The sequence below is a fragment of the Mesorhizobium sp. ANAO-SY3R2 genome (genome assembly GCF_042466635.1).
GTDB lineage: Bacteria > Pseudomonadota > Alphaproteobacteria > Rhizobiales > Rhizobiaceae > Aminobacter.
Map to the genome: position 1 here is coordinate 4,144,709 of NZ_CP159955.1, position 20,380 is coordinate 4,165,088.

The window sequence follows — 20,380 nt, forward strand, 5'->3', positions numbered from 1 at the left end:
GCCGCAGGCAGATCGCGGAAGCGGTGCCGCCCGTTACACGGCGGTCAATTGACGGCGATGACCTTTTCGACCGTCGGCAAGGCACGCTCGACCATGCGCTCGACACCGGCCGCGCTCGGGTGCATGCCGTCTTCGAGCAACAGCTGCGGGTCGGCGGCGACACCGTCGAGGAAGAATGGATAGAGCGGAATTCCATATTTCTCGGCAAGGCGTGGATAGATGCCGTCGAAGGCCGCCTGGTAGTCCGCACCGAGATTGGGTGCAGCTCGCATGCCGGCGAGCAAGACGCCGATGCCACGCAGCTTGAGCCGCGCAATCATTGCGTCGAGGTTCTTTTCGGTGATGTCGGGCGACAGCCCACGCAGCATGTCGTTGGCACCGAGTTCGAGGATCACCAACTGCGTGCCCTCGGGCACCGACCAGTCAAGTCGCGACAGGCCGCCGCTGGTGGTGTCGCCGGACACGCCGGCATTCGTGATCACCACATCGTGACCGCGGGCGCGTAGCGCGGCTTCGAGTTTTTCGGGAAAACCCTCGCCGGGGCCAAGGCCATAGCCGGCCATCAGGCTGTCGCCGAAGCCGACGATGCGAACCGGTTCGGCCGTTGCGAGCGCGGGGGCGGCCAATGCAGCCGCGATCGTCAGCAGGGCGGCCGTAACGAGTTGTTTGAAAACCATAAAGTCAGACCCGATATGACGAAGACGATCCCCGCCTTTCATTTCTCCATATAGGACAGATTTGCCGTGACAGAAGCCGTCATCGAACTGAGGGATGTATCGCTGACGCTCGGCGACGGACCGTCGTCGGTCCATGTGCTGAAGGGCGTCAGCCTCGACGTCGCGGCCGGCGAGGCGACCGGCATCGTCGGGCCGTCGGGCTCCGGCAAGTCGACGCTTCTGATGGTGCTGGCCGGGCTGGAGCGGGTCGATGCCGGCACAGTGCGGATCGCCGGCGAATTGCTCAACGGCCGCAGCGAGGACCAGATCGCCGCGTTCCGGGGCCGCAACGTCGGCATCGTGTTCCAGTCGTTCCACCTCATCCCCAACATGACGGCGCTGGAAAACGTCGCGGTGCCGCTGGAGCTGGCCGGCAAGCGCGATGCCTTCGCCATCGCCGAGCGCGAGCTTGCGGCAGTCGGCCTCGCCGACCGCATCACCCACTACCCCGGCGAGCTTTCCGGCGGCGAGCAGCAGCGCGTGGCGATTGCCCGCGCACTTGCGCCGGAGCCTGCCATCCTGATCGCCGACGAGCCGACCGGAAATCTCGATCAGGCCACCGGCCGCCAGATCGCCGATCTTTTGTTTGCCAAGGCGGCCGAGCGCGCCATGACGCTGGTGCTGGTGACGCATGATCCCGCCCTTGCCGCGCGCTGCGACCGCCAGGTGGCGATGCGCTCGGGACGCATCGAGGCGGCGACGGTTTCGCCGCTGGCCGAGAAGGTGCGGGCATGAGGATGGGTGCCGTTTCTTCGCGTCGCCGAACTTCGTTGACGGCTGACAGGTTCGCGGGACAGCGCCCCCCTTGTGGGGGAGATGCCCGGCAGGGCAGAGGGGGGCGACGTCGAGCGCACATGCTTCAGAATGCGGTGCGCCCATGCTGAAGGATCTCCCCCTCGCATTCCGCTTCGCCTCGCGTGAGATGCGCGGCGGCCTGCGCGGTTTTCTGATTTTCCTGACCTGTATCGCACTCGGCGTGGCGGCGATCGGCGGCGTCAATTCGGTGGCGCGTGCCATCACCGCCGGCGTTGCCAGCGAAGGCCAGGCGCTGCTCGGCGGCGATTTGCGCTTCCAGTTGATCCAGCGTGAGGCGACCGACAAGGAGCGCTCGTTCCTTGAAGGCCTCGGCGCCGTGTCGCACTCTGCCGGCATGCGCTCGATGGCTCGCCTCATCGACGGTTCCGACCAGTCGCTGGTCGAGGCCAAGGCGGTCGACGATGCCTATCCGCTCTATGGCGCGCTGGTCACCGAACCGGCCTTGCCGCGCGCGGAGCTGTTTGCGGAAAAGGGCGGCGTCTTCGGTGCCGCCGCACCCGACCTGTTGTTCGAGCGGCTCAATCTCAAGCTCGGCGACCGGGTAAAACTCGGCGGTGCGACCTTCGAGCTACGGGCGAAGCTGATCACCGAGCCCGATGCCGTCTCGGACGGTTTTGGTTTCGCGCCGCGGCTGCTGGTGTCGATGGAGGGACTGACCGCGTCCGGGCTGATCCAGCCGGGTTCCCTGGTCGAGCATGCCTACAAGATCCGCATGCCCGCCGGCACCAGCGAGGCCAAGGTCAACCTTGCGCGCGAACGCGCCAACGCCGAATTTCCCGAGGCCGGCTGGAACGTGCGCACGCGCACCAACGCTGCGCCCGCGCTGTCGTCGAACATCGAGCGCTTCTCGCAATTCCTGACGCTGGTCGGCCTGACCTCGCTGGTCGTCGGCGGCGTCGGCGTGGCCAATGCGGTGCGCGCCTATCTGGACGGCAAGCGCGGCGTGATCGCCACCTTCAAGAGCCTTGGCGCTTCCGGCGGTTTTGTACTCACCGTCTATCTCATCCAGATCCTGCTGATCGCGGGCCTCGGCATTATCATCGGCCTGGTGCTCGGCGCTGCGATGCCGTTTGCAGCGAGTGCGGCACTGCAATCGGTCATTCCGGTGCCTTCAGAGGCCGGCATCTACCCGGCGGCCCTGGCCGTGGCAGCACTCTTCGGTGTGCTGGTGACGCTGGCCTTTGCCATCCTGCCGCTCGGCCGCGCCCGCGACGTGCCGGCGACCGCACTGTTCCGCGAAATGGGGTTCGAGGGACGCGGCCTGCCGCGTCTGGTCTACATCGCAACAGCATTGGGCATCGCCGTGTTGCTGGCGCTGCTCGCCATCTGGTTTGCCGGCGACCGGCGCATCGCCACGACCTTCGTCGGTGCGACCGTCTTTGCCTTCCTGGTGCTGCGCGCGGTGGCGGTAGCCGTGCAATGGCTGGCGCGCAAAAGCCCGCGCGTGCGCTCGACCGCACTTCGGCTGGCGATCGGCAACATCCACCGGCCCGGCGCGCTGACACCGTCGGTGGTGCTGTCGCTCGGCCTGGGGCTGACGCTTCTCGTGACGCTGGCGCTGATCGACGGCAATCTGCGCCGCCAGATCGCCGGCAGCCTGCCGGCGCAGGCGCCGAATTTCTTCTTCGTCGACATCCAGCCGGGCGAGGTCGACGACTTTGCCAAGCTGGTCGCGCAAGAGGCGCCCGGTGGCAAGCTGGTGCGCGTGCCGATGCTGCGCGGCCGCGTCATGGCGCTGAACGGCACCGACGTCCAGAAGCTCAATGTGCCGCCTGAAGGCGCGTGGGTGCTGCGCGGCGACCGCGGCCTGACCTATGCCAAGAACATTCCCGAAAACTCCACTCTGTCGCAGGGCGCGTGGTGGCCGGCCGACTATGCCGGCGAGCCGCTGGTGTCGTTTTCGGCGCAGGAGGGGCGCGAGCTTGGCCTGAAGCTCGGCGACACGGTGACGGTCAATGTGCTGGGCCGCAACGTGACTGCGAAGATCGCCAATTTCCGCGAGGTGCAGTGGGAATCGATGGGCATCAACTTCGTCATGGTGTTTTCGCCCAACACATTCGCTGGCGCCCCGCATAGCTGGCTCGCCACGCTGATGGAGGCCAAGGCAGCACCCGCCGACGAGGCGCGCATCCTCAATGCCGTGACGCGCGCCTATCCGGCGATCACCACCGTCAGGGTCAAGGATGCGCTCGACGTGGTCAACCGGCTGGTCGCCCAGCTTGGCACGGCGATCCGGGCTGCGGCCGGCGTGGCACTGATCGCCTCGGTGCTGGTGCTGGCGGGTGCGCTCGCCGCAGGCAACCGTGCCCGCATCCACGATGCGGTGATTCTCAAGACGCTAGGCGCGACCAGACGGACGCTGATATCGGCCTTTTCGCTCGAATACATGCTGATCGGGTTTGCCACCGCCATCTTCGCGCTCGCTGCGGGCGGGGTCGCGGCATGGTTCGTCGTCGCCCGCATCATGAAGTTGCCGTCGCATTTCCTGCCCGAAGTGGCGGTGGCGACGATCGTCGCGGCCCTGGTGCTGACGGTCGGATTCGGGCTGGTCGGAACCTGGCGCGTGCTCGGCCACAAGGCGGCGCCGGTGCTGCGGAGCGAGTAATCGCACAGGCCGGCGGGGGGCAGATCAAGTGCATTTGTATGAGAATTGTTGTCTCACCTAGCTTTTCAAGCGGTTACAGTCTTGTTCTGGCCCGAAAGAAGCATCATATTTCGCCACAGGCATGCTGGAGTCCCGCCAGCGGCGCCTGGCCTTCGTGGCCTGACACCCGACGGGGCAGAAGCTACAGAGGAAACCATGTCTGACTTCAGAAATTACCAGACGCGCATGGCGACCGCCGGTGCCCGCACCGATGCGTCGATCGATGAGGGCCTGCGCGCCTACATGCTCAAGGTTTACAACCTTATGGCGCTCGGCCTCGTGATCACCGGCCTGGCTGCCTTCGGCACCATGATGCTGGCGACCACCAATGACCCGGCTGCCGCCGTGGCGACGATGGGCAACGGCAAGATGCTGACCAGCCTCGGCGTCACGCTTTACACTTCGCCGCTGAAGTGGGTCGTCATGCTGGCTCCGCTCGGCATGGTGTTCTTCCTGAGCGCCCGCATCCAGTCGATGAGTGCCTCGGGCGCGCAGACCGCGTTCTGGGTCTTCGCCGGCCTGATGGGCCTGTCGCTGTCGTCGATATTCCTGGTCTACACCAGCGCCAGCATCGTGCAGACCTTCTTCATCACGGCCACCGCCTTTGGCGGCTTGTCGCTGTTCGGCTACACGACCAAGCGCGACCTGACGGCCATGGGCACGTTCTTCGCCATGGGCGTGATCGGCCTGATCATTGCGATGGTGGTCAACATCTTCCTGCAGTCGTCGGCCCTGCAGTTCGCCATCTCGGCGATCGGCGTGCTGGTGTTTGCGGGCCTGACCGCCTACGACACGCAGAAGATCAAGGAAATGTATTTCGAAGGCGACGACGTGCTCGTCTCCGGCCGCAAGGCCATCATGGGCGCACTTACGCTCTATCTCGATTTCATCAACCTGTTCACCTTCCTGCTGTCGTTCCTGGGCAACCGCGACTAAACAGGCTGGATCAGAAGTCCTCCGAGGGCGGCCATTGGCCGCCCTTTTCTTTTGGGCTGCAGTTTGCTCTTATGATCGGCATCAAAATGGGCTGCCTAAAAAATGAGCATAACGATACGACACGCACTCGTCGGCGACCTCGACCGGATCACCGAAATCTATGCCGACGCTGTGCTCCACAGCACGGCGACCTATGAGCTGGAGCCGCCGACGCGCACTGATATGGGTGAGCGTTTCGCGGCGCTGATGGATGGCGGCTACCCCTACCTCGTCGCCGAACGCCAAGGCGTCATCGTCGGTTACGCCTATGCCGGGCCATTCAGGGCGCGGCCGGCCTACCGCTTCATCGTCGAGGATTCGATCTACATCGCGCCCGAGGCCAAGGGAGCGGGCATCGGCAAGGCGCTGATGCAAACGCTGATCACCGAGTGCACCGGCCTCGGGTTCCGCCAGATCGTCGCCGTCATCGGCGACGGCCATGCCGACAGTGCTTCGGTGCGCCTGCACGAGCGGCTCGGTTTCGGCCACACCGGCCGCATGGACGGCTCGGGCTACAAGCACGGCCGCTGGCTCGACACCGTGTTCATGCAGATGCCGCTGAATGGCGGAGCCTCGACGCCGCCGGACCCGAATTCGATGCCCGAACGGCAGTTCCGCGCCAGGGGCGGCAAGGGCTGAAACGTCAGCTCTGGCCCGCGACCAGCGGCACGAAGCGCACGGCGGCCAGCGCCTTTTGGGAAAACTCCTCCGGGCCGAGCCTGACGATCTTGACCAGAATCTGGTCGCCGGGCGGACCGAGCGGCAGGACCAGCCGGCCGCCCACCGCCAGTTGCCGTTTCCATGCCTCGGGAACTTCAGGCGATCCGGCCGCCGAAAGGATGGCGTCGAACGGCGCCTCCGCCTCGCATCCGTCCGTGCCGTCGCCAGATATCACCTGCACATTGGCATAGCCCAGCCGCTGGAGGCGCTCGGTTGCCGCCTCGGCAAGCGACGACAGGCGCTCGATGGTGACGATGCGGCCGGCGATCTCGGCGAGCACCGCTGCGGCGTAGCCGGAGCCGGTGCCGATCTCCAGCACCTTGCTGTCGGGCTTGACCTCGGCAGCCGCGGACATCAGCGCGACGATATAGGGCTGCGACACCGTCTGGCCCTGCGCAAGGGGGAGGGCGGTGTCCTCATAGGCGTAGTCGCGCATCTGCTGCGGCACGAACTCTTCGCGCGGCACGGTACGCATCGCTTCCAGCACCGCCTGGTCGCTGATCCCGCGCCGGGCGATCTGCTGCTCCACCATTTTCAGGCGCCCCGGCCGATAGTCGATCATGGTCCTGCCTTTTCCCCTTTAACCACTGGGGGGGCGCGTGGTTCCCGTTACTGCGGCGGGCTGCCGCAGGTGCCGCAGCGTCGCTGCATTGTTGCGGCGCGGCAGTTTGTGTTGCGTTGCACAAAATGCAAGGCACCTATGCAATATCAACACTTTAAATCCCGAGGCACAGGAGCTAGATACCACTCATCGAATTTGTCGGGCCTACCTCCTCCCAGGTTTCCGACGAATAGGTCAGTGTCTACCTCCTCCCAGACGCTGGCCACCAATACGACACCCGCCGGATCTCCTCCCCCGGCGGGTGTTGTGCTTTTCAGCCCTCCCCATCTCATTATGCCGACATCCGCCGCTGCCCTCACGCATCGGCCCGAGCCGAAACCCCGCGAAGCGAAAGTCGAACCGATTTTCGGCAAGCACGAGGCGCAGGTCCAATAAGTCAGAGCGTCCTTTGTGCGTCCGTTCGGGCGCACGGCGCTGTTGCGTCGCGGTAGCTCATATTGCATTGCACAAAATGCAGGGCTCCTATGCAATATCAACACTTTAAATCTAGAGGCGCCGGAGCTAGATATCACTCATTGAATTTGTCGGGCCTACCTCCTCCCAGGTTTCCGACGAATAGGTCAGTGTCTACCTCCTCCCAGGCGCTGGCCACAAATACGACACCCGCCGGACCTCCTCCCCCGGCGGGTGTTGTGCTTTTTGGACCTCCCCATTCCCATATTTCCGCTCGGTGACGCCGGTCCGCTGGACCACAGGCGCGCAAAGCGCCGGACAGAGCGCCTGCCGCAACGAGCGGTGTGGCGTTCGAGGGACCTTACAGGCTATAGGCATTGCCAAGCGTCTCCCTGCTGATGCCGGGTAGAACGAAGCAATGGCCGCTCCGGCCGGCGACGGACAGGAAGCCGCGCCGAGACCGCGAGCGGGTGAGGAACGAGGAAAGGAATTCAGCATGAACGTGACGAACGAAACCGCTGCCCTTCTCGAGCGGCTCGGCGTTGCCCGCTCGGCCTTTACCGGCGGTGACCTGATCGTGCGCAGCCCGGTGACGGGCGAGCAAATCGGCGCATTGAAGTCGATTTCGCCAGATGACGCCGGCAAGACCATCGAACGCGCTGACAAGGCGTTCAAGGCGTGGCGCAACGTGCCGGCGCCGAAGCGCGGCGAGCTCGTACGCCTTCTCGGCGAGGAGCTGCGCGCCGCCAAGACCGATCTCGGCCGTCTTGTGTCGATCGAAGTCGGAAAAATCCCGTCCGAGGGCCTCGGTGAGGTCCAGGAAATGATCGACATCTGCGACTTCGCCGTCGGCCTGTCGCGCCAGCTCTATGGCCTGACGATTGCCACCGAGCGCCCCGGCCACCGCATGATGGAAACCTGGCATCCGCTCGGCGTCGTCGGCGTCATTTCCGCATTCAACTTCCCCGTCGCGGTGTGGTCGTGGAATGCGGCGCTCGCCTTTGTTTGCGGCAACTCGGTAGTGTGGAAGCCGTCGGAAAAGACGCCGCTGACCGCGCTCGCCTGCCAGGCGATCTTCGAACGCGCGGCAAAGCGCTTCGGCACTGACGCGCCCGAGGGCCTGTCGCAGGTGCTGATCGGGGACCGCGCCGTCGGCGAGGCGCTGGTCGACAACCCGAAGGTGCCGCTGGTTTCGGCCACCGGCTCGACCCGCATGGGCCGCGACGTCGGTCCGCGCCTGGCCAAGCGCTTCGCGCGCGCCATCCTCGAGCTCGGCGGCAACAATGCCGGCATCGTCTGCCCCTCGGCCAATCTCGACATGGCGTTGCGCGCCATCGCCTTCGGCGCCATGGGCACCGCCGGCCAGCGCTGCACCACCATGCGCCGCCTGTTCGTGCATGACAGCGTCTATGACGCGCTCGTGCCGCGCCTGAAGAAGGCCTATGAGAGCGTTTCGGTCGGAAGCCCCTTGGAGACGGCGTCCCTCGTTGGTCCGCTGATCGACAAGGCAGCGTTCGACGGCATGCAGAAGGCGCTCGGCCAAGCGGCCGAGCATGGCGGCAAGGTCACCGGCGGCATGCGTGTCGACCAGGGTCATGACGGCGCATACTACGTCAAGCCGGCGCTGGTGGAGATGCCCGGCCAGGTCGGCCCGGTGCTCGAAGAGACATTTGCGCCGATCCTCTATGTCATGAAGTATTCCGACTTCGACCAGGTGCTCGAGTTGCACAACGCGGTCGGTGCGGGCCTGTCGTCGTCAATCTTCACGCTTGACCTGCAGGAGGCCGAGCGCTTCCTGTCCGTCGAGGGCTCCGATTGCGGCATCGCCAATGTCAATATCGGCACCTCGGGGGCCGAGATCGGCGGCGCGTTCGGTGGCGAGAAGGAGACCGGCGGCGGCCGCGAGAGCGGCTCGGACGCGTGGCGCGCCTATATGCGCCGCGCCACCAACACGGTGAACTACTCCAAGGCGCTGCCGCTCGCCCAGGGCGTGTCGTTCGACATCGACTGAGCGATCCGGTGAACTGAAATCAGGCGCTGCCCGCGCAAGCGGGTGGCGCTTTTTCTTTATGAAGGCTCAGAGCGCCAGCGTCGGCACCGACAAGCCGTCGAGCTCGGCCAATGCCGAAGCGCTGATCGGGATCAGTTTGCGGGCTTCGAGATCGAAGCAGATGGCGATGACCTGCATCGCCCCGAAGCTGCGCCCGGTGAACGGATCGAGCATCCAGTTGATCAGCGACTGGGTTCGCGCGTCGGCCTTTTCGAGGCCGGCACGGATTTCGTAGCAGTCGCCGGCACGCGGCCAGCCCGAATTGACGATCTGGAACTCCAGGGCGGCTGAGCCGAAATGCGGGCCCGGCCTGTCGCTGTGACGCTCCGCCAGCTGGCGCAGCGGGGTGATGAGCTGGCGTACGCCGTCGGCCATGGCGCCGACGAAGGCCTGCGGCAGCATGCGGCCGAACGGATCGCAGCCCGCGGCATCGACCGCCCCCATGCCGACACAGCCGAGATTGAGCGCATCGGCCCGCAGCAACGAGGCCGATGTGGCGCGTGGGACTTCGCCGACGCCGCGCGGCAGCGCGATTGCCGGCACCTCGGTAAGTTGCACGCCGGCCCGCTCAACAAAATAGGTGGGCCAGGGCAGCGCAGTTCCAGCGTCGCTCGCCACATGCCGGAGATCGATGCGGAATGTCGCGGCACGCTCGCCGGTCTGGCTGTTGAACATCACCGCAACGACGGAAGCGCTGTCGGGGCCGAGCGCGGTGAAGCCGGCGCTGACATGCACGCATGCGGCGGCGCGCAGCTCGCGTAGGAAGCGGATGTGCATGCTCTCGACAGTGAGCGTCGTCGCCGCGCCGGGCGCAAACAGCCGGGGCAGGCCGGCATGGCCGAACAGCATGGCCACGCCCTCCATGCAGCGCGCCACATAGAAGCGCGTGTTCATGTGGCCCATCTCGTCGCATTCCCAGGTCGCGACGCCGCCGCGCCAGACATCGCGCAGTCCTGTTTCCTCAGTCATGCCGTATCCTCCCCGCCCTGCTGCCAACGCAAATCGTAAGCGGCGGGCCAAAGCCGCTCATCGTCGCATCGGACGATGCTAGTCGTTGCCGGTCCGTCCACCAATGGCAAGAAAATGTCGCAGCGGCCCGTGATTTGCCGGGCACGATGTTGGTGCTATCAATGCAACTCGAAGCAGAGGGTAGCGCGCTTGGTCGTGTTTCGCCGCAGGGGATGGGGATTTGGGGTCGCGCTTGCCGCGGCGCTGATGCTCGTCCTGCAGATGGCGGCCGCAGCACTTGCGCTGGGGCAGGGGACGCCGCCGCTCGACATCTTCGGCAACCCACTCTGCATCACCACCAGCACCGACCACACCGCGCCCGCAAAGGGCGAGCATCCGAGCCTGCCCGAATGCTGCACGCTCGGCTGCAGCATGTTCTCCAGCCTGCAGGCTTCGCCGCCGGCTGGCATGGCGCTTGTGGTCGAACGCCGCCTGGAAACCTTGGTTGTCTTCCATCCGGCAAGGCTCGACCCGTCCACGGCGCCTGAGCACGATCCCGGCAGTCCACGCGCCCCGCCGCTGGCAGCCTGAGGTCTTTTCCGCGCGCAGACGCCCGCGGCCCGAAAAATATTTCGCCTACAAAACGAACCTTGCGCCACAAGCATTGGCGCGCTCATTCCATATCGGAGTCATTCCATGACCATTTCCGCACGCGCTTTTGCGCGCCCGCTCTTCCGCAGCTTCGAGGAGCGTCTCGGCATCGCCGTCTTTGCCGCGATGCTGCTGTTTGCCTCGACCCATGCCTTGCTCGCCCACGGTTTCAAGGCCGGCGAGCTCGAGATCGGCCATCCCTGGTCGCGCGCCACGCCGGCCGGCGCCAAGGTGGCGGCCGGCTACCTCACCATCAAGAACAACGGTTCAAAGGCGGACCGGCTGGTTTCGGTCCAGTCGGACATTTCCGACAAGGCCGAGATCCATGAGATGGGCGTCGATGCCAATGGCGTGATGAAGATGCGCCAGGTGACCGGCGGCGTCGAGATTCCGGCCGGCGGCGAGGTCGCGCTCAAGCCGGGGTCCTACCACATCATGTTCATGGGCTTGAAGGCGCCGAAGAACGAGGGCGAGACGTTCGCGGGCACGCTGACCTTCGAGAAAGCAGGCACGGTGACGGTCGAGTTCGCGGTCGACGCGATGAGCGGCCAGAGCCAAGATCACTCCGGACACTGACATGGTGGGCGCGCGTCATTCTTTCTTCGGGCGAGGTGGCTTCGCTGCGCTCGGTGGTGCGCGCGCTCTTCACCTGCTTGCTTGCCTTCTAGTCACCGTCGCCGCCCTGTTTGCGGCGACGGAAGCAGTCAGCGCCCACGCGTCGCTGCTGCGCTCGACGCCTGTCGAGGGTGAGGTGATCCGGGATGCACCAGTGCAGGTGGTGCTGACTTTCAGCGAGCCGGTGACGCCGTTGGTCGCAAAACTCCTGCGCCCGGATGGCAGGCCAGCCAGTCTCGTTGCCGGCGTGTCGGGCGCCGATGTGCGCATCGCCTTGCCGGCGAACGAGGTGGCGTCGCAAGGGACTTATCTCCTATCCTGGCGGGTGGTGTCGGCCGATGGACATCCGGTCGCTGGAAACCTGACGTTTTCAAGCGGCACCCCCAGCGCCGCGGCGCCCGTCGCGCCCGAACTGACCGACCGGGCGCTGCAGATCGTCCTTTGGGGCGCAAAGCTCGCCCTTTATCTCGGCCTGTTCCTCGGTGCCGGTGGCGCCTTCGCGCTGGCCTGGCTCACGCCTGGCAGCCGTTCGGGCGTTGGCATCGTCGGGGCCTTGGTCGGGCTTGGTCTTGCCGCAGCCCCGCTCTCCTTCGCCCTGCAGGGGCTCGACGCGCTCGGCGCGCCGCTTGGCCTGTTCGGCCAGGCCATGGTCTGGCAGACGGCGGCTGCGACCAGCTATGCCCTGACCGCCGCGACCGCCTTCATCGCGCTGGCGCTCGCGCTCCTGGCCCTGGCGGCGGAGAAAAGCATGGCGCGCTGGCTGTCGCTCGGCGCACTCGCCGGGGTGGGGGCCGCCCTTGCCGCCAGTGGTCACGCCAGTGCTGCCGCCCCGCAATGGCTGACCCGACCGATGGTGTTTGTCCATGGCGTCGGCATTGCCTTTTGGGCCGGTGCGCTTTTGCCGCTTGGTTTCGCCTATCGGCGAAAGGCTGCGGATGCCGGCCCAGCGCTCAGGCGCTTGTCGGTGACGGTCCCCTATGTGGTCGCGGCCCTCATTGTCGCCGGGCTGGTGCTGGCCTTCGTCCAGGTCGGGACGGTTTCCGCCCTCTGGCAGACCGCCTATGGCCGGCTGCTGCTGCTGAAACTCGCGCTGATCGTGCCGCTTTTGCTGCTCGCCGCCGCCAACCGCTGGCGGCTGACCAAACCGGCCTTGGCCGGCCAGTCGGACGCGCGGCGCCGGCTCGTGCGCAACATCGGCCTGGAGACGCTATTGATGGTCGCGATCCTCGCCGTCGTCGCCGGCTTTCGTTTCACCCCGCCGCCGCGTGTGTTGGCGGTCGAGGCGGCAGAGCCCATAGCACTCCACATCCATACGGCGCAGGCCATGGCTGAACTCAGCATCACGCCCGGCCATGCCGGTGTGGTCGCCGCCTCGATCGTGGTGATGTCAGGCGATTTCGGGCCGCTCGACGCGCGGGCCGTGACGCTGCGACTGGCCAACCCGCAAGCCGATGCGACGCCGATCAGCGCTGGCGCGCATAAACCCGGCGATGGCACTTGGCGCGTCGATGCTCTCGACCTGCCGGTCGGCGGCAAATGGACAGTGGCGATAGACATCGAGATTTCCGCGAGCGAGCGGACGACGCTGACGGGCGAGGTCGTCCTCCGGCCGTAGGGTCGTAGTCGATACGGACGATGCCGCACCGGCATCGCCGCCTATCGTCCGGGCATCGATTTGGAAATGCCCGGGAGAATGCGCATGAAAATCCTTATCATTGGTGGAACGGGCATGATCGGCGGCCACACCGCCAGCTACCTCAAGTCCCAGGGCAACGAGGTGGTTCTGGCGGCGCGCAAGCCGGCGCCCGAATCGACGCCGATGGCCGCCTTCCCGACGATTTTCGGCGACTACACCAAGGGTGAATTCTCCGCCGCGGACCTCGCACCGTTCGACGGTATCCTGTTTGCCGCCGGCAATGACATCCGCCACCTGCCCAAGGGCGTCGACGAGAACGAGTTCTGGACCAAGACGCAGATCGAAAGCGTGCCGACTTTCGTCGAACTGGCGCGCAAGGCGGGTGTCCGCCGCGTCGTCCATATCGGCAGCTACTATCACCAGGTGATGCCGAAGCTCGTAGAGACCAACGCCTATGTGCGCGGCCGCAGCCTTGCCGACGAGGGCGTGCGCGCATTGGCGACCGACGATTTCAACGTCTCGACTCTGAACCCGCCGTCGATCGTGGGCTATGTGAAGGGCCTGCCGACCAAGCGCTACGAGACGCTGATGGCCTATGCGCGCGGCGAGCTCGACCTGCCGATATTTGCACCGCCCGGCGGCACCAACTACATGTCGGTGCAGTCGCTGGCCGAGGCGATCTGGGGTGCCTTCCAGCGCGCCGAGAGCGGCAAGGCCTATCTGGTCGGCGACGAGAACCTGACCTTCCAGCAATATTTCCAGGCGCTGTTCGACGCCGTCGGCAATCCGCACCAGGTCGAGGAGCGCAACGAGGAGCATCCGCTGCTGCCCGACATGTTCATCGTGCCGGGACGTGGCAACATCCTCGCCTACGAGCCGGACGCCGAGGAGACCAAGCAGCTCGGCTATCGCCGCAACGACGTGCAGCGTGCCATCCGCGAGGTCTTCGCGCAGGTGACCGGCAAGTAACGCAGCGCGTGGGGGCGACATGGCCGACGATCAGGCAACATTGCTGATGGACGTGGCGCTTCGGCGCCTGTCCGAGCGCTACGCCTATGCGGTGGACAGCGGAGACGGCGACATGTTCGCCGCGCTGTTCACGCCCGATGGCGTGGTGGAATCACCGCGCGGGAAGTTCGAGGGCATCGAGCAACTTCGCGGCATCCCGGCGATGGTCGCCGGTCGCTATCTCAAGACCCTCCACGCCGTGCTCAACCAAGTGCTCAATCCGGTCGAGGGTGGTGCTGCGGGCGAAACCTACTGCATCGCGCGCCATTATTTCCGCGATCCGGCCGGCCGCTACCTCTGCTACGAGATGACCATCCGCTACCAGGACCGCTTCGCCCGAACATCTGACGGCTGGAAGCTTGCCCGTCGCGCACTGGTGATCGTCGGTACCCACACCTACGAAGCGCAGGAAACTGCAAGCTAGGGCGCATCGGGATTCAGGTGGTGTCGGCCTGACCTGAATCCCGGCGCGCGCCAAGCGGCGTCGAACTAAAGACTGCGGAGGACAGCATGTCGGACGAACTCTCCATCCTTGGCCTTGCCGGAAAAGTCGCGCTGGTCACCGGCGGCGGTGCCGGCATCGGCCGCGCCACGGCGGAACTCTACGCCCGCGCCGGCATGAAGGTTGCTGTCGCCGAGATCGACCCGGCGCGCGTCGCCTCCGTGCGCGAGGCGCTAGGCGAGGGGCATCTGGTCGTCCAGGCCGACGTGCGCAAGGCCGACGACGTGGCGAAGGTCATGCAGGCGCTGCAGGACCGTTTCGGCCGGCTCGACGTCGTCGTCAACAATGTCGGCGACTATCTCGGCTACAAGACGGCGTTCGAGCAGTCGACCGAAGCGGAGTGGGACGCGCTTTACGGCATCAACCTGTTGCACATGTTCCATGTCTGCAAGGCGGCGATTCCGCTGATGCGGGCCGGCGGCGCAGGCGGCAGCATCATCAACGTGTCGACCGTCGAGGCCTTCCGGGGCATCCCGATGACGGTCGTCTATTCGGCCTTCAAGGCGGCGATCACCGGATTTACCCAGAGCCTGGCCGTCGAGCTCGGCCAGTATGGCATCCGCGTCAACGCGATCGCGCCCGAGACCACCAACTCGGCCCAGATCGTTGCCACCCCACGCGTGCCGGCGGAAAACCGCGACTACATTTCGCGCTGGTTTCCGATCGGCCGTTTCGGCGAAGGCTCGGATTCGGCCGGTGCTGCGCTGTTTCTGGCGTCGGACACCCTTTCAGGCTGGGTCTCGGGCTGCACCATTCCTGTCGACGGCGGTGCGCTGGCGGCCGGCGCGTGGATGCGCCTGCCCAATGATGCCGGCTGGACGCATCTGCCGATCATCGAGTCGGATGGCTACACGCCGCGTCCGCACGCGAAATAGGGACCTGTCCCTCAAGCCGGGACGTGCCCGGCGTTCAAGCCGGCTGCACGGTTGAAAAACCCTTGGCCTACTTGCAAATCCGTGCCAATGCTCGACTATTGGTTGCGTGAACTCCTCGGGAGAGAAAAATGGCTGCGGGCGATACGAAACGGTTCGATGCAACCCTGACGGCATTGCGAGGCGTGCTGATTGCAGCCGCCGCACTCGTTGCCTTCTTTTATCCGACGCAGGCGGTGAGGTTGCTCGTCCTGGTCGGCGGCGGGTTGCTGCTGGTCGACGGCGTGCTGGGGCTGGTGGGCATCGACTTCTCGTCGCGGCGCACGACCGGCTACTGGCTCACGCTGGCGCGCAACGTGCTGTCCATCGCGGCAGGCGTGCTCGTGCTTGCCAGCGGTCTCCTCGTCAATGTCTTTACGCTGGCTTTCCTGACCAGCACCGTCGGCCTGCTCGCCCTCCTGGTCGGGCTGTTCGAGATGGCCTCGAGCTTCCTAGACAGTGGTCGCCAGACGCGGCTCTGGCCGACCCTGGTCGGCGGCGCCGTCTACGCCGCCTTCGGCCTGGCACTGATGTTCGTCCCGCTGTCGAGTGCCGCGACGCTACTGCGCGTCGCCACCATCCTGATGCTGCTCTATGCAGCCCTGCTGTTCTATCGCGCCTGGCGCACCCGCGCCGGCGCTTAACTCAACCTGTGTGCGCCGGCGAAGCCGGTGAGGAAAGCCGTCAAGCCGCCGAACGGATAGCCTTCGGAGGCGTCGAGCCCGCCGGCAGGAAGGCGCAGGCGGCGTGGCGCTTCCGTTACTCGGCGTAGAAGATTTTCATTTGCGCGCTCCACCGGTTTCGCCAAGCGCGGCGAAGATCTGCCCGCTGGCGATGTAGGATCGCTGGTCATGGCTCCACGCAAGGCCGAGCCTTTCGTAGAAGTCCCGCGCGCGGCCGTTGTTCTCGTCGACTGACAGGCGCATATAGACGCCGCCCCGGTCGCGCGACAGGCCGGCGACATGGCGCAGCAGGCGCTCGCCCAGTCCAAGGCCGCGATATCGTTCCTCGACGAAGAGGTCCTGGACGAAGACGCCGGGGCGTCCGAACCAGCTCGAAAAAATCGGGAAAAACAGGCACATGCCGGCGAAGGTGCCACCAACCTCGGCGACGATCGCCTCGAAGGCCGGGTTCTCGCCGAAGCCGAAACGCCGGAGATCGTCTTCGGTGCATGCAACTTCATCCGCATCGTCGGCATGCTCGGCCAAGGCCACGATCGCCTTGAGCAGTATGGGCACGTCGTCCACCGTGGCGTGGCGGATACTGATGGCAGGTGCAACTGGCTGGAAGGTGGCGGTCATGCTTTCGGCCGGATCGGCAGGTTTCGCGCTATAGCGCCGCGCGTCCTTTTGGACGCGCAAAAGACGCTGTAACACTTTGAATTGGTGCATGATCCTTTCCGACAATCGGTTCCGATTTTCGGGGGCATGCTCTAGGCTTCGACCAGCTTGAGCCGCTTGTCGAAAACGCCGAGCACGCGGGCAAGTTCGTGGCCGCGCTTGAGGATCAGGCCGCCTGCAGCGACCACGCTGAAGGCGCCTTGCTTGCGCGCCAGCCTGGGATCCTTGACGATCTGGTACAGCGGCGTCTCACTGGTGCGGCGGAAAACGGAGAAGACGGCGCGGTCGCTGAGATGGTCGATGGCGTAGTCGCGCCATTCGTTTGCAGCGACCATGCGGCTGTAGAGCCTGAGGATCTGGTCGAGTTCACGCCTTTCGAAAGCCACCGGAAGACCCTGGTGCTCCCTGCGTGCCTGATGGAGCGGGATCAAGACTGCGGATGTTTCACCATCCTCCGCTCCAGCACCGCGATCGGCCATCAATCATACCCTTTTCAGATCCTGACCTGCAGAGAAGGTCGCGCTTTCACAGGCGAAATGCAACCCCGGCCAAGGAGCAGAGACCCCAGTAGTGCGGTTCGAGAGCGGCAATTACGGTAACGGTTGCAAAACAGATTGTTGGAATTGGTGATGAGGCGTCACATTGCTGCCGTTTTTTATCCGCGCTTGCGCCCCATTGTCCTACGAGTTTACGCTTGTTGCCTGAGACGGTTCGGTCCGGCACTGGCTCGTAAACCCCAAGCCCCCCGCCCACGGGCCCGAGTCGGATCGAACCAACCTCGCGGTGCTTCCTTTGGAACGACCAGGTGCGACGATCCCAACATCTGCGGCCGGTGACTGGCGCAAGCTGGCGCCGGTCTTTTTGTCTGCCCGTCAGCCTTTCACCTCAAGGCTGTTCACAGGCCTGCGGACAATGGCTGCGCCCAGGATCGGGCCGGGCAGGCCGTCCTTGCCCACCGCCTGCAACAACACCGCACAGCCGCCCTTCTTTTCGACTTCGCTCTTGGGCAGTTCATAGCGCTGCTCTTTGCCATGCCACATGCCTGCGGTGTGAAAGTCGCTGACGGCATTCCAGTAGGTAACGCTGAGACCCTTGTTTTCGCCCTTCTTGAGGTCGACCACCTGTGGCGGCTGATAGTGGACGACAATCACATGGGCAGAACTGGTCGGGGCCTTCGCCGCGCCGACATCGATCATGTAGGTGTCGCTGTTTTCGGAGACGTGCAGGTCGATGTTCATGCCCTGCCCGGTCTCGGCGAGCTGGTCGAGGGTGAGCGCGACGTCCGGCTTCTTGCCTGCGCCGAGATGGGTGCGGCCGTTGATGACGGCCTGCGGGGTGTAGACCGAGGGCGTGCCGAAGGCGCGCATATAGGCGTACTGTCGCTCGGTATTCTCTGGGTTGGCCAGTTTGTCCTGCCAGCCGAGATAGTCCCAATAGTTGACGTGATAGGCGAGGGCGACGATGTCATCCCTGGCGGCGAACTGGCCGAACAGCTTGTCGGCCGGCGGGCAGGAGTTGCAGCCCTGGCTGGTGAAGAGCTCGATTACAGCGAGAGGGCGGTCTGTCGCGCCGGCATCTGCGGCACGGGCAAATCCAAACGCAGCCAGCGCCAGCGCCGCCAGCCGAATAAACCTTCGCGATTCCATGACCGTTCCACATCCTCAGCCGTCTTGCCGGCTTTTTTTGTAATTGGCCGAATATTTGACAGATGTGTCGTTCAACAGGAAGTCACGTTGCGGTGAAACTTTTTGCACGCAGCCCTTCTCCCGTGCCCGGCACAGGCGGCGGATCCGTTGCTGAAAGATGCAGCTCCCGTTGCTTGCGATTGGGCACAGGTGCATGGCCGCGACAATCCGATCGGGATCGATTGTCGCTAAGCCGCCGTGCACCTTCAGGGACTTGGCGCAACCTTTGGCGCCGCACCATGCCGTTCGGCCCAGGCCTCCAGCCATTCGGCTCCCTGCATCTCGATCAGTCGCGACGAGGTGCGGTCGAATTCGAAGGCCTCGTGGCCGCGCTTGCCGACATAGAGCTTGTCGGGTGTGGCGGCGGCACTCAGCACCAGCCGCACATGCTGGTCGTAGACCGTGTCGATGAACAGGATGAAGCGTTTGGCCTCGTTGCGGTTGGCTTCCGCCATGACCGGCACGTGATCGACGAAGATCGTCTGGTAGCGGGCCGTGATCGCCAGATAGTCGCGTGCGGCCAGCGGCTTGTCGCAGAGATCGGCGAAGCCGAAGCGGGCCGCATTGCCGACGGCTGCCGGCACATGCACCTTGCGACCCTTGACGGCCACGGTGGCGGGTTCGGCAGGGGCGCCATGGGTGACTTTTGCCCAGGCATCGTCCATCGCGCGGTCGGCGGCCTCGCCCAGCGGGGTCAGATAGACCGGCACACGGTCGATCTTCTCCAGCCGGTAGTCGGTATCGGCGTCGAGGTTGAGCACTTGGGCGTTTTGCTCGAGCAGGCCAATGAAAGGTAAAAAGAGCTGGCGGTTGAGCCCGTCGCGGTAAAGATCCCCAGGCGCTACGTTGGAGGTAGCAACCAGCACGACGCCGAGCGAGAACAGGGCGGAAAACAGCCTGGACAGGATCATCGCGTCGGCGATGTCGGTCACCGAAAATTCGTCGAAACACAGCACCCAAGCCTCTTCGGCGAGTGCCGCCGCCACAGGGGGGATGGGGTCGTCGTCGCGCGAAGTGCCGTTCTTGCGCGCCGCCCGCTGCTTCTGGATGCGGTCGTGCACATCGGCCATGAAGTCGTTGAAATGGACGCGCCGCTTGTGCCGGACCGGCACAAGCTCGAAGAACATGTCCATCAGCATCGTCTTGCCGCGGCCGACGCCGCCATAGACGTAGAGTCCCTTGACCGGCTCATGGCGCGGCTTGCGTTTGGCAAACAGCCATCCCAGCGCGCTCGACTTGCGCGCGAGCCGCTTCTCGGAGATCTCATCGATCAGGTGGTCGAGCGCAGTGACGATCGCCAGTTGCGCCGGATCGCGGCGGACGCCGCCGGTCTCGACCAGGTGGTCATAGCGCTGCCTGACGGTCACATGGGTTTGCAGGCCGTCACGCAAATGCATGGTCCACTCTGGCTATTGCGAAGGATGCCGGATCAGCGGCTGAGCGTGATCGGCTGGCCGTTGGAGGTCTGGCCGTCGAAGCGGCCTTCGCCCGACGAATAGAGCCTGGCCAGCGGCGAGCCGCCTTCATCATAAAGCGTCAGCTGCTTGCCGGCGACGTTCCACGACTTGACGCCGTCGACCGGGGCGGGGCAGCGCAGCGGCCCGGCGCGGAAGCCCTGGCCGAATCTGGTCTGCGGCGTCGCCACCTTGCAGCTCTGGCCGGAAACCGAAGCACTCCAGACGCCGGCGACATTGCCGGCGGTCAGGTCGGGCGCGTTGGCAGCGGCAGCGCCGCCATCGGCCGGCAGCGATGCCACCTGGGTCTGTTGCGGTGCGGCCGGGAACTGCGAGGCTCCCGGTGCCGAGGGCGGCGGCAGCTGGCCGCTGGTCACGACGCCCGCGGGCGCCGCCGGCAGCGGGGCCGGCTGGGTGTCCATCGAGGCAAGACGCGTGCTGTTGCAGCCGGCGGCCGTCATCAGCGCAACCAGCGATGCGGCCAGCAGGCCGGTTTTGGAAAATGCCATTGCAGTCCCTCCGGGGCAGTTCAGGGGGCGCCCCCGCGCGATCGGTCAGTCGCCTCTAAAGCGGCGAAGTTGGCAGAATTTCAACCCGATATGGTTAAAATAGGGTTTGCGTCGGAGAATGTTGCAAAATTGTCGCAATCATCTGGCGGACGGCCGAGTCTGGTAATTGCGCAAGCTTTCCGCCA

Annotated in this window: 20 protein-coding genes; 12 read left to right on the forward strand and 8 right to left on the reverse strand. The window is 65.3% G+C overall.

The annotated features are described in order from the left end of the window. Positions 1 to 44: 44 nt before the first annotated feature. Complete coding sequence (locus tag ABSY17_RS24695; protein ID WP_378946796.1) at positions 45 to 677, reverse strand: arylesterase; 633 nt, start codon at positions 675 to 677, stop codon at positions 45 to 47. A 66-nt stretch (positions 678 to 743) separates the two neighbouring features. On the opposite strand from ABSY17_RS24695, the gene ABSY17_RS24700 reads away from it, so the two are divergent. The 4 genes from ABSY17_RS24700 to ABSY17_RS24715 all read left to right on the forward strand — a co-directional run bounded on the left by ABSY17_RS24700 (position 744) and on the right by ABSY17_RS24715 (position 5,790). After that, entirely contained in the window at positions 744 to 1,451 is a 708-nt protein-coding gene (locus ABSY17_RS24700; RefSeq protein ID WP_378946798.1) for an ABC transporter ATP-binding protein, read from the forward strand. A gap of 142 nt (positions 1,452 to 1,593) precedes the next feature. Further along, positions 1,594 to 4,137 carry an ABC transporter permease gene (locus ABSY17_RS24705; RefSeq protein ID WP_378946801.1) on the forward strand — a complete coding sequence of 848 codons (2,544 nt, stop codon included), beginning with the start codon at positions 1,594 to 1,596 and terminating at the stop codon, positions 4,135 to 4,137. A 195-nt stretch (positions 4,138 to 4,332) separates the two neighbouring features. Then, positions 4,333 to 5,112: a Bax inhibitor-1 family protein gene (locus ABSY17_RS24710; RefSeq protein WP_378946804.1), complete on the forward strand. Its 780-nt coding sequence runs from the start codon at positions 4,333 to 4,335 to the stop codon at positions 5,110 to 5,112. A gap of 102 nt (positions 5,113 to 5,214) precedes the next feature. Further along, a complete protein-coding gene (locus ABSY17_RS24715) occupies positions 5,215 to 5,790 on the forward strand; it encodes a GNAT family N-acetyltransferase (RefSeq protein ID WP_378946807.1) in 576 nt (191 codons plus the stop codon). Between the two features lie 4 nt (positions 5,791 to 5,794). Here ABSY17_RS24715 and ABSY17_RS24720 read toward each other — a convergent pair whose 3' ends face one another. After that, positions 5,795 to 6,433 carry a protein-L-isoaspartate(D-aspartate) O-methyltransferase gene (locus ABSY17_RS24720; protein WP_378946809.1) on the reverse strand — a complete coding sequence of 213 codons (639 nt, stop codon included), beginning with the start codon at positions 6,431 to 6,433 and terminating at the stop codon, positions 5,795 to 5,797. A gap of 949 nt (positions 6,434 to 7,382) precedes the next feature. Here ABSY17_RS24720 and ABSY17_RS24725 point away from each other — a divergent pair. Continuing rightward, the gene (locus ABSY17_RS24725) at positions 7,383 to 8,897 is read left to right on the forward strand and encodes an aldehyde dehydrogenase family protein (RefSeq protein ID WP_378946811.1); all 1,515 of its coding nucleotides are present in this window, start codon (positions 7,383 to 7,385) and stop codon (positions 8,895 to 8,897) included. Between the two features lie 66 nt (positions 8,898 to 8,963). Here the strand turns inward: ABSY17_RS24725 and ABSY17_RS24730 are convergent, their stop codons facing one another. Beyond that, the gene (locus tag ABSY17_RS24730; protein ID WP_378946814.1) at positions 8,964 to 9,905 is read right to left on the reverse strand and encodes an acyl-CoA thioesterase; all 942 of its coding nucleotides are present in this window, start codon (positions 9,903 to 9,905) and stop codon (positions 8,964 to 8,966) included. A 189-nt stretch (positions 9,906 to 10,094) separates the two neighbouring features. Here ABSY17_RS24730 and ABSY17_RS24735 point away from each other — a divergent pair, with 189 nt between their 5' ends. The 7 genes from ABSY17_RS24735 (at position 10,095) to ABSY17_RS24765 (ending at position 15,851) form a co-directional block, all read left to right on the forward strand. Next, the gene (locus ABSY17_RS24735; protein ID WP_378946817.1) at positions 10,095 to 10,475 is read left to right on the forward strand and encodes a hypothetical protein; all 381 of its coding nucleotides are present in this window, start codon (positions 10,095 to 10,097) and stop codon (positions 10,473 to 10,475) included. Between the two features lie 105 nt (positions 10,476 to 10,580). Further along, positions 10,581 to 11,111, forward strand: a complete 531-nt coding sequence (locus ABSY17_RS24740; protein WP_378946819.1) for a copper chaperone PCu(A)C — start codon at positions 10,581 to 10,583, stop codon at positions 11,109 to 11,111. 1 nt (position 11,112) lies between these two features. Beyond that, positions 11,113 to 12,765 carry a copper resistance CopC/CopD family protein gene (locus ABSY17_RS24745; protein WP_378946822.1) on the forward strand — a complete coding sequence of 551 codons (1,653 nt, stop codon included), beginning with the start codon at positions 11,113 to 11,115 and terminating at the stop codon, positions 12,763 to 12,765. Between the two features lie 84 nt (positions 12,766 to 12,849). Further along, entirely contained in the window at positions 12,850 to 13,755 is a 906-nt protein-coding gene (locus ABSY17_RS24750; protein ID WP_378946824.1) for an NAD-dependent epimerase/dehydratase family protein, read from the forward strand. 19 nt (positions 13,756 to 13,774) lie between these two features. Beyond that, the gene (locus tag ABSY17_RS24755) at positions 13,775 to 14,218 is read left to right on the forward strand and encodes a nuclear transport factor 2 family protein (protein WP_378946827.1); all 444 of its coding nucleotides are present in this window, start codon (positions 13,775 to 13,777) and stop codon (positions 14,216 to 14,218) included. Positions 14,219 to 14,304: 86 nt separating this feature from the next. After that, positions 14,305 to 15,171: an SDR family NAD(P)-dependent oxidoreductase gene (locus tag ABSY17_RS24760; RefSeq protein WP_378946830.1), complete on the forward strand. Its 867-nt coding sequence runs from the start codon at positions 14,305 to 14,307 to the stop codon at positions 15,169 to 15,171. Between the two features lie 128 nt (positions 15,172 to 15,299). Continuing rightward, positions 15,300 to 15,851 carry a DUF308 domain-containing protein gene (locus ABSY17_RS24765; RefSeq protein ID WP_378946833.1) on the forward strand — a complete coding sequence of 184 codons (552 nt, stop codon included), beginning with the start codon at positions 15,300 to 15,302 and terminating at the stop codon, positions 15,849 to 15,851. A 135-nt stretch (positions 15,852 to 15,986) separates the two neighbouring features. Here ABSY17_RS24765 and ABSY17_RS24770 read toward each other — a convergent pair whose 3' ends face one another. From ABSY17_RS24770 to ABSY17_RS24790, 5 genes are all read right to left on the reverse strand, one after another. Then, positions 15,987 to 16,508, reverse strand: a complete 522-nt coding sequence (locus ABSY17_RS24770; protein ID WP_378946836.1) for a GNAT family N-acetyltransferase — start codon at positions 16,506 to 16,508, stop codon at positions 15,987 to 15,989. Positions 16,509 to 16,639: 131 nt separating this feature from the next. Beyond that, on the reverse strand, positions 16,640 to 17,026 hold the full coding sequence (locus ABSY17_RS24775; protein ID WP_378946839.1) for a DUF2794 domain-containing protein: 387 nt from the start codon (positions 17,024 to 17,026) through the stop codon (positions 16,640 to 16,642). A gap of 393 nt (positions 17,027 to 17,419) precedes the next feature. Further along, positions 17,420 to 18,193 carry a DUF1223 domain-containing protein gene (locus ABSY17_RS24780; protein ID WP_378946842.1) on the reverse strand — a complete coding sequence of 258 codons (774 nt, stop codon included), beginning with the start codon at positions 18,191 to 18,193 and terminating at the stop codon, positions 17,420 to 17,422. A 245-nt stretch (positions 18,194 to 18,438) separates the two neighbouring features. Continuing rightward, the gene (gene zapE / locus ABSY17_RS24785) at positions 18,439 to 19,629 is read right to left on the reverse strand and encodes a cell division protein ZapE (RefSeq protein ID WP_378946844.1); all 1,191 of its coding nucleotides are present in this window, start codon (positions 19,627 to 19,629) and stop codon (positions 18,439 to 18,441) included. A gap of 32 nt (positions 19,630 to 19,661) precedes the next feature. Continuing rightward, positions 19,662 to 20,195 (reverse strand): protease inhibitor Inh/omp19 family protein, encoded by a 534-nt coding sequence (locus tag ABSY17_RS24790; RefSeq protein ID WP_378946847.1) that lies wholly within the window; start codon positions 20,193 to 20,195, stop codon positions 19,662 to 19,664. Positions 20,196 to 20,380 lie beyond the last annotated feature (185 nt).

Excerpts from the sequence above, each read along its gene's own strand:
- ABSY17_RS24745 (WP_378946822.1), top strand. The coding sequence starts at position 11,113 with ATGGTGGGCGCGCGTCATTCTTTCTTCGGGCGAGGTGGCTTCGCTGCG.
- ABSY17_RS24710 (WP_378946804.1), top strand. The coding sequence starts at position 4,333 with ATGTCTGACTTCAGAAATTACCAGACGCGCATGGCGACCGCCGGTGCC.
- ABSY17_RS24790 (WP_378946847.1), bottom strand. The coding sequence starts at position 20,195 with ATGGCATTTTCCAAAACCGGCCTGCTGGCCGCATCGCTGGTTGCGCTG.
- zapE (WP_378946844.1), bottom strand. The coding sequence starts at position 19,629 with ATGCATTTGCGTGACGGCCTGCAAACCCATGTGACCGTCAGGCAGCGC.
- ABSY17_RS24765 (WP_378946833.1), top strand. The coding sequence starts at position 15,300 with ATGGCTGCGGGCGATACGAAACGGTTCGATGCAACCCTGACGGCATTG.
- ABSY17_RS24730 (WP_378946814.1), bottom strand. The coding sequence starts at position 9,905 with ATGACTGAGGAAACAGGACTGCGCGATGTCTGGCGCGGCGGCGTCGCG.
- ABSY17_RS24755 (WP_378946827.1), top strand. The coding sequence starts at position 13,775 with ATGGCCGACGATCAGGCAACATTGCTGATGGACGTGGCGCTTCGGCGC.
- ABSY17_RS24780 (WP_378946842.1), bottom strand. The coding sequence starts at position 18,193 with ATGGAATCGCGAAGGTTTATTCGGCTGGCGGCGCTGGCGCTGGCTGCG.
- ABSY17_RS24715 (WP_378946807.1), top strand. The coding sequence starts at position 5,215 with ATGAGCATAACGATACGACACGCACTCGTCGGCGACCTCGACCGGATC.
- ABSY17_RS24705 (WP_378946801.1), top strand. The coding sequence starts at position 1,594 with ATGCTGAAGGATCTCCCCCTCGCATTCCGCTTCGCCTCGCGTGAGATG.
- ABSY17_RS24720 (WP_378946809.1), bottom strand. The coding sequence starts at position 6,433 with ATGATCGACTATCGGCCGGGGCGCCTGAAAATGGTGGAGCAGCAGATC.
- ABSY17_RS24770 (WP_378946836.1), bottom strand. The coding sequence starts at position 16,508 with ATGACCGCCACCTTCCAGCCAGTTGCACCTGCCATCAGTATCCGCCAC.
- ABSY17_RS24775 (WP_378946839.1), bottom strand. The coding sequence starts at position 17,026 with ATGGCCGATCGCGGTGCTGGAGCGGAGGATGGTGAAACATCCGCAGTC.
- ABSY17_RS24695 (WP_378946796.1), bottom strand. The coding sequence starts at position 677 with ATGGTTTTCAAACAACTCGTTACGGCCGCCCTGCTGACGATCGCGGCT.
- ABSY17_RS24725 (WP_378946811.1), top strand. The coding sequence starts at position 7,383 with ATGAACGTGACGAACGAAACCGCTGCCCTTCTCGAGCGGCTCGGCGTT.
- ABSY17_RS24740 (WP_378946819.1), top strand. The coding sequence starts at position 10,581 with ATGACCATTTCCGCACGCGCTTTTGCGCGCCCGCTCTTCCGCAGCTTC.
- ABSY17_RS24760 (WP_378946830.1), top strand. The coding sequence starts at position 14,305 with ATGTCGGACGAACTCTCCATCCTTGGCCTTGCCGGAAAAGTCGCGCTG.
- ABSY17_RS24750 (WP_378946824.1), top strand. The coding sequence starts at position 12,850 with ATGAAAATCCTTATCATTGGTGGAACGGGCATGATCGGCGGCCACACC.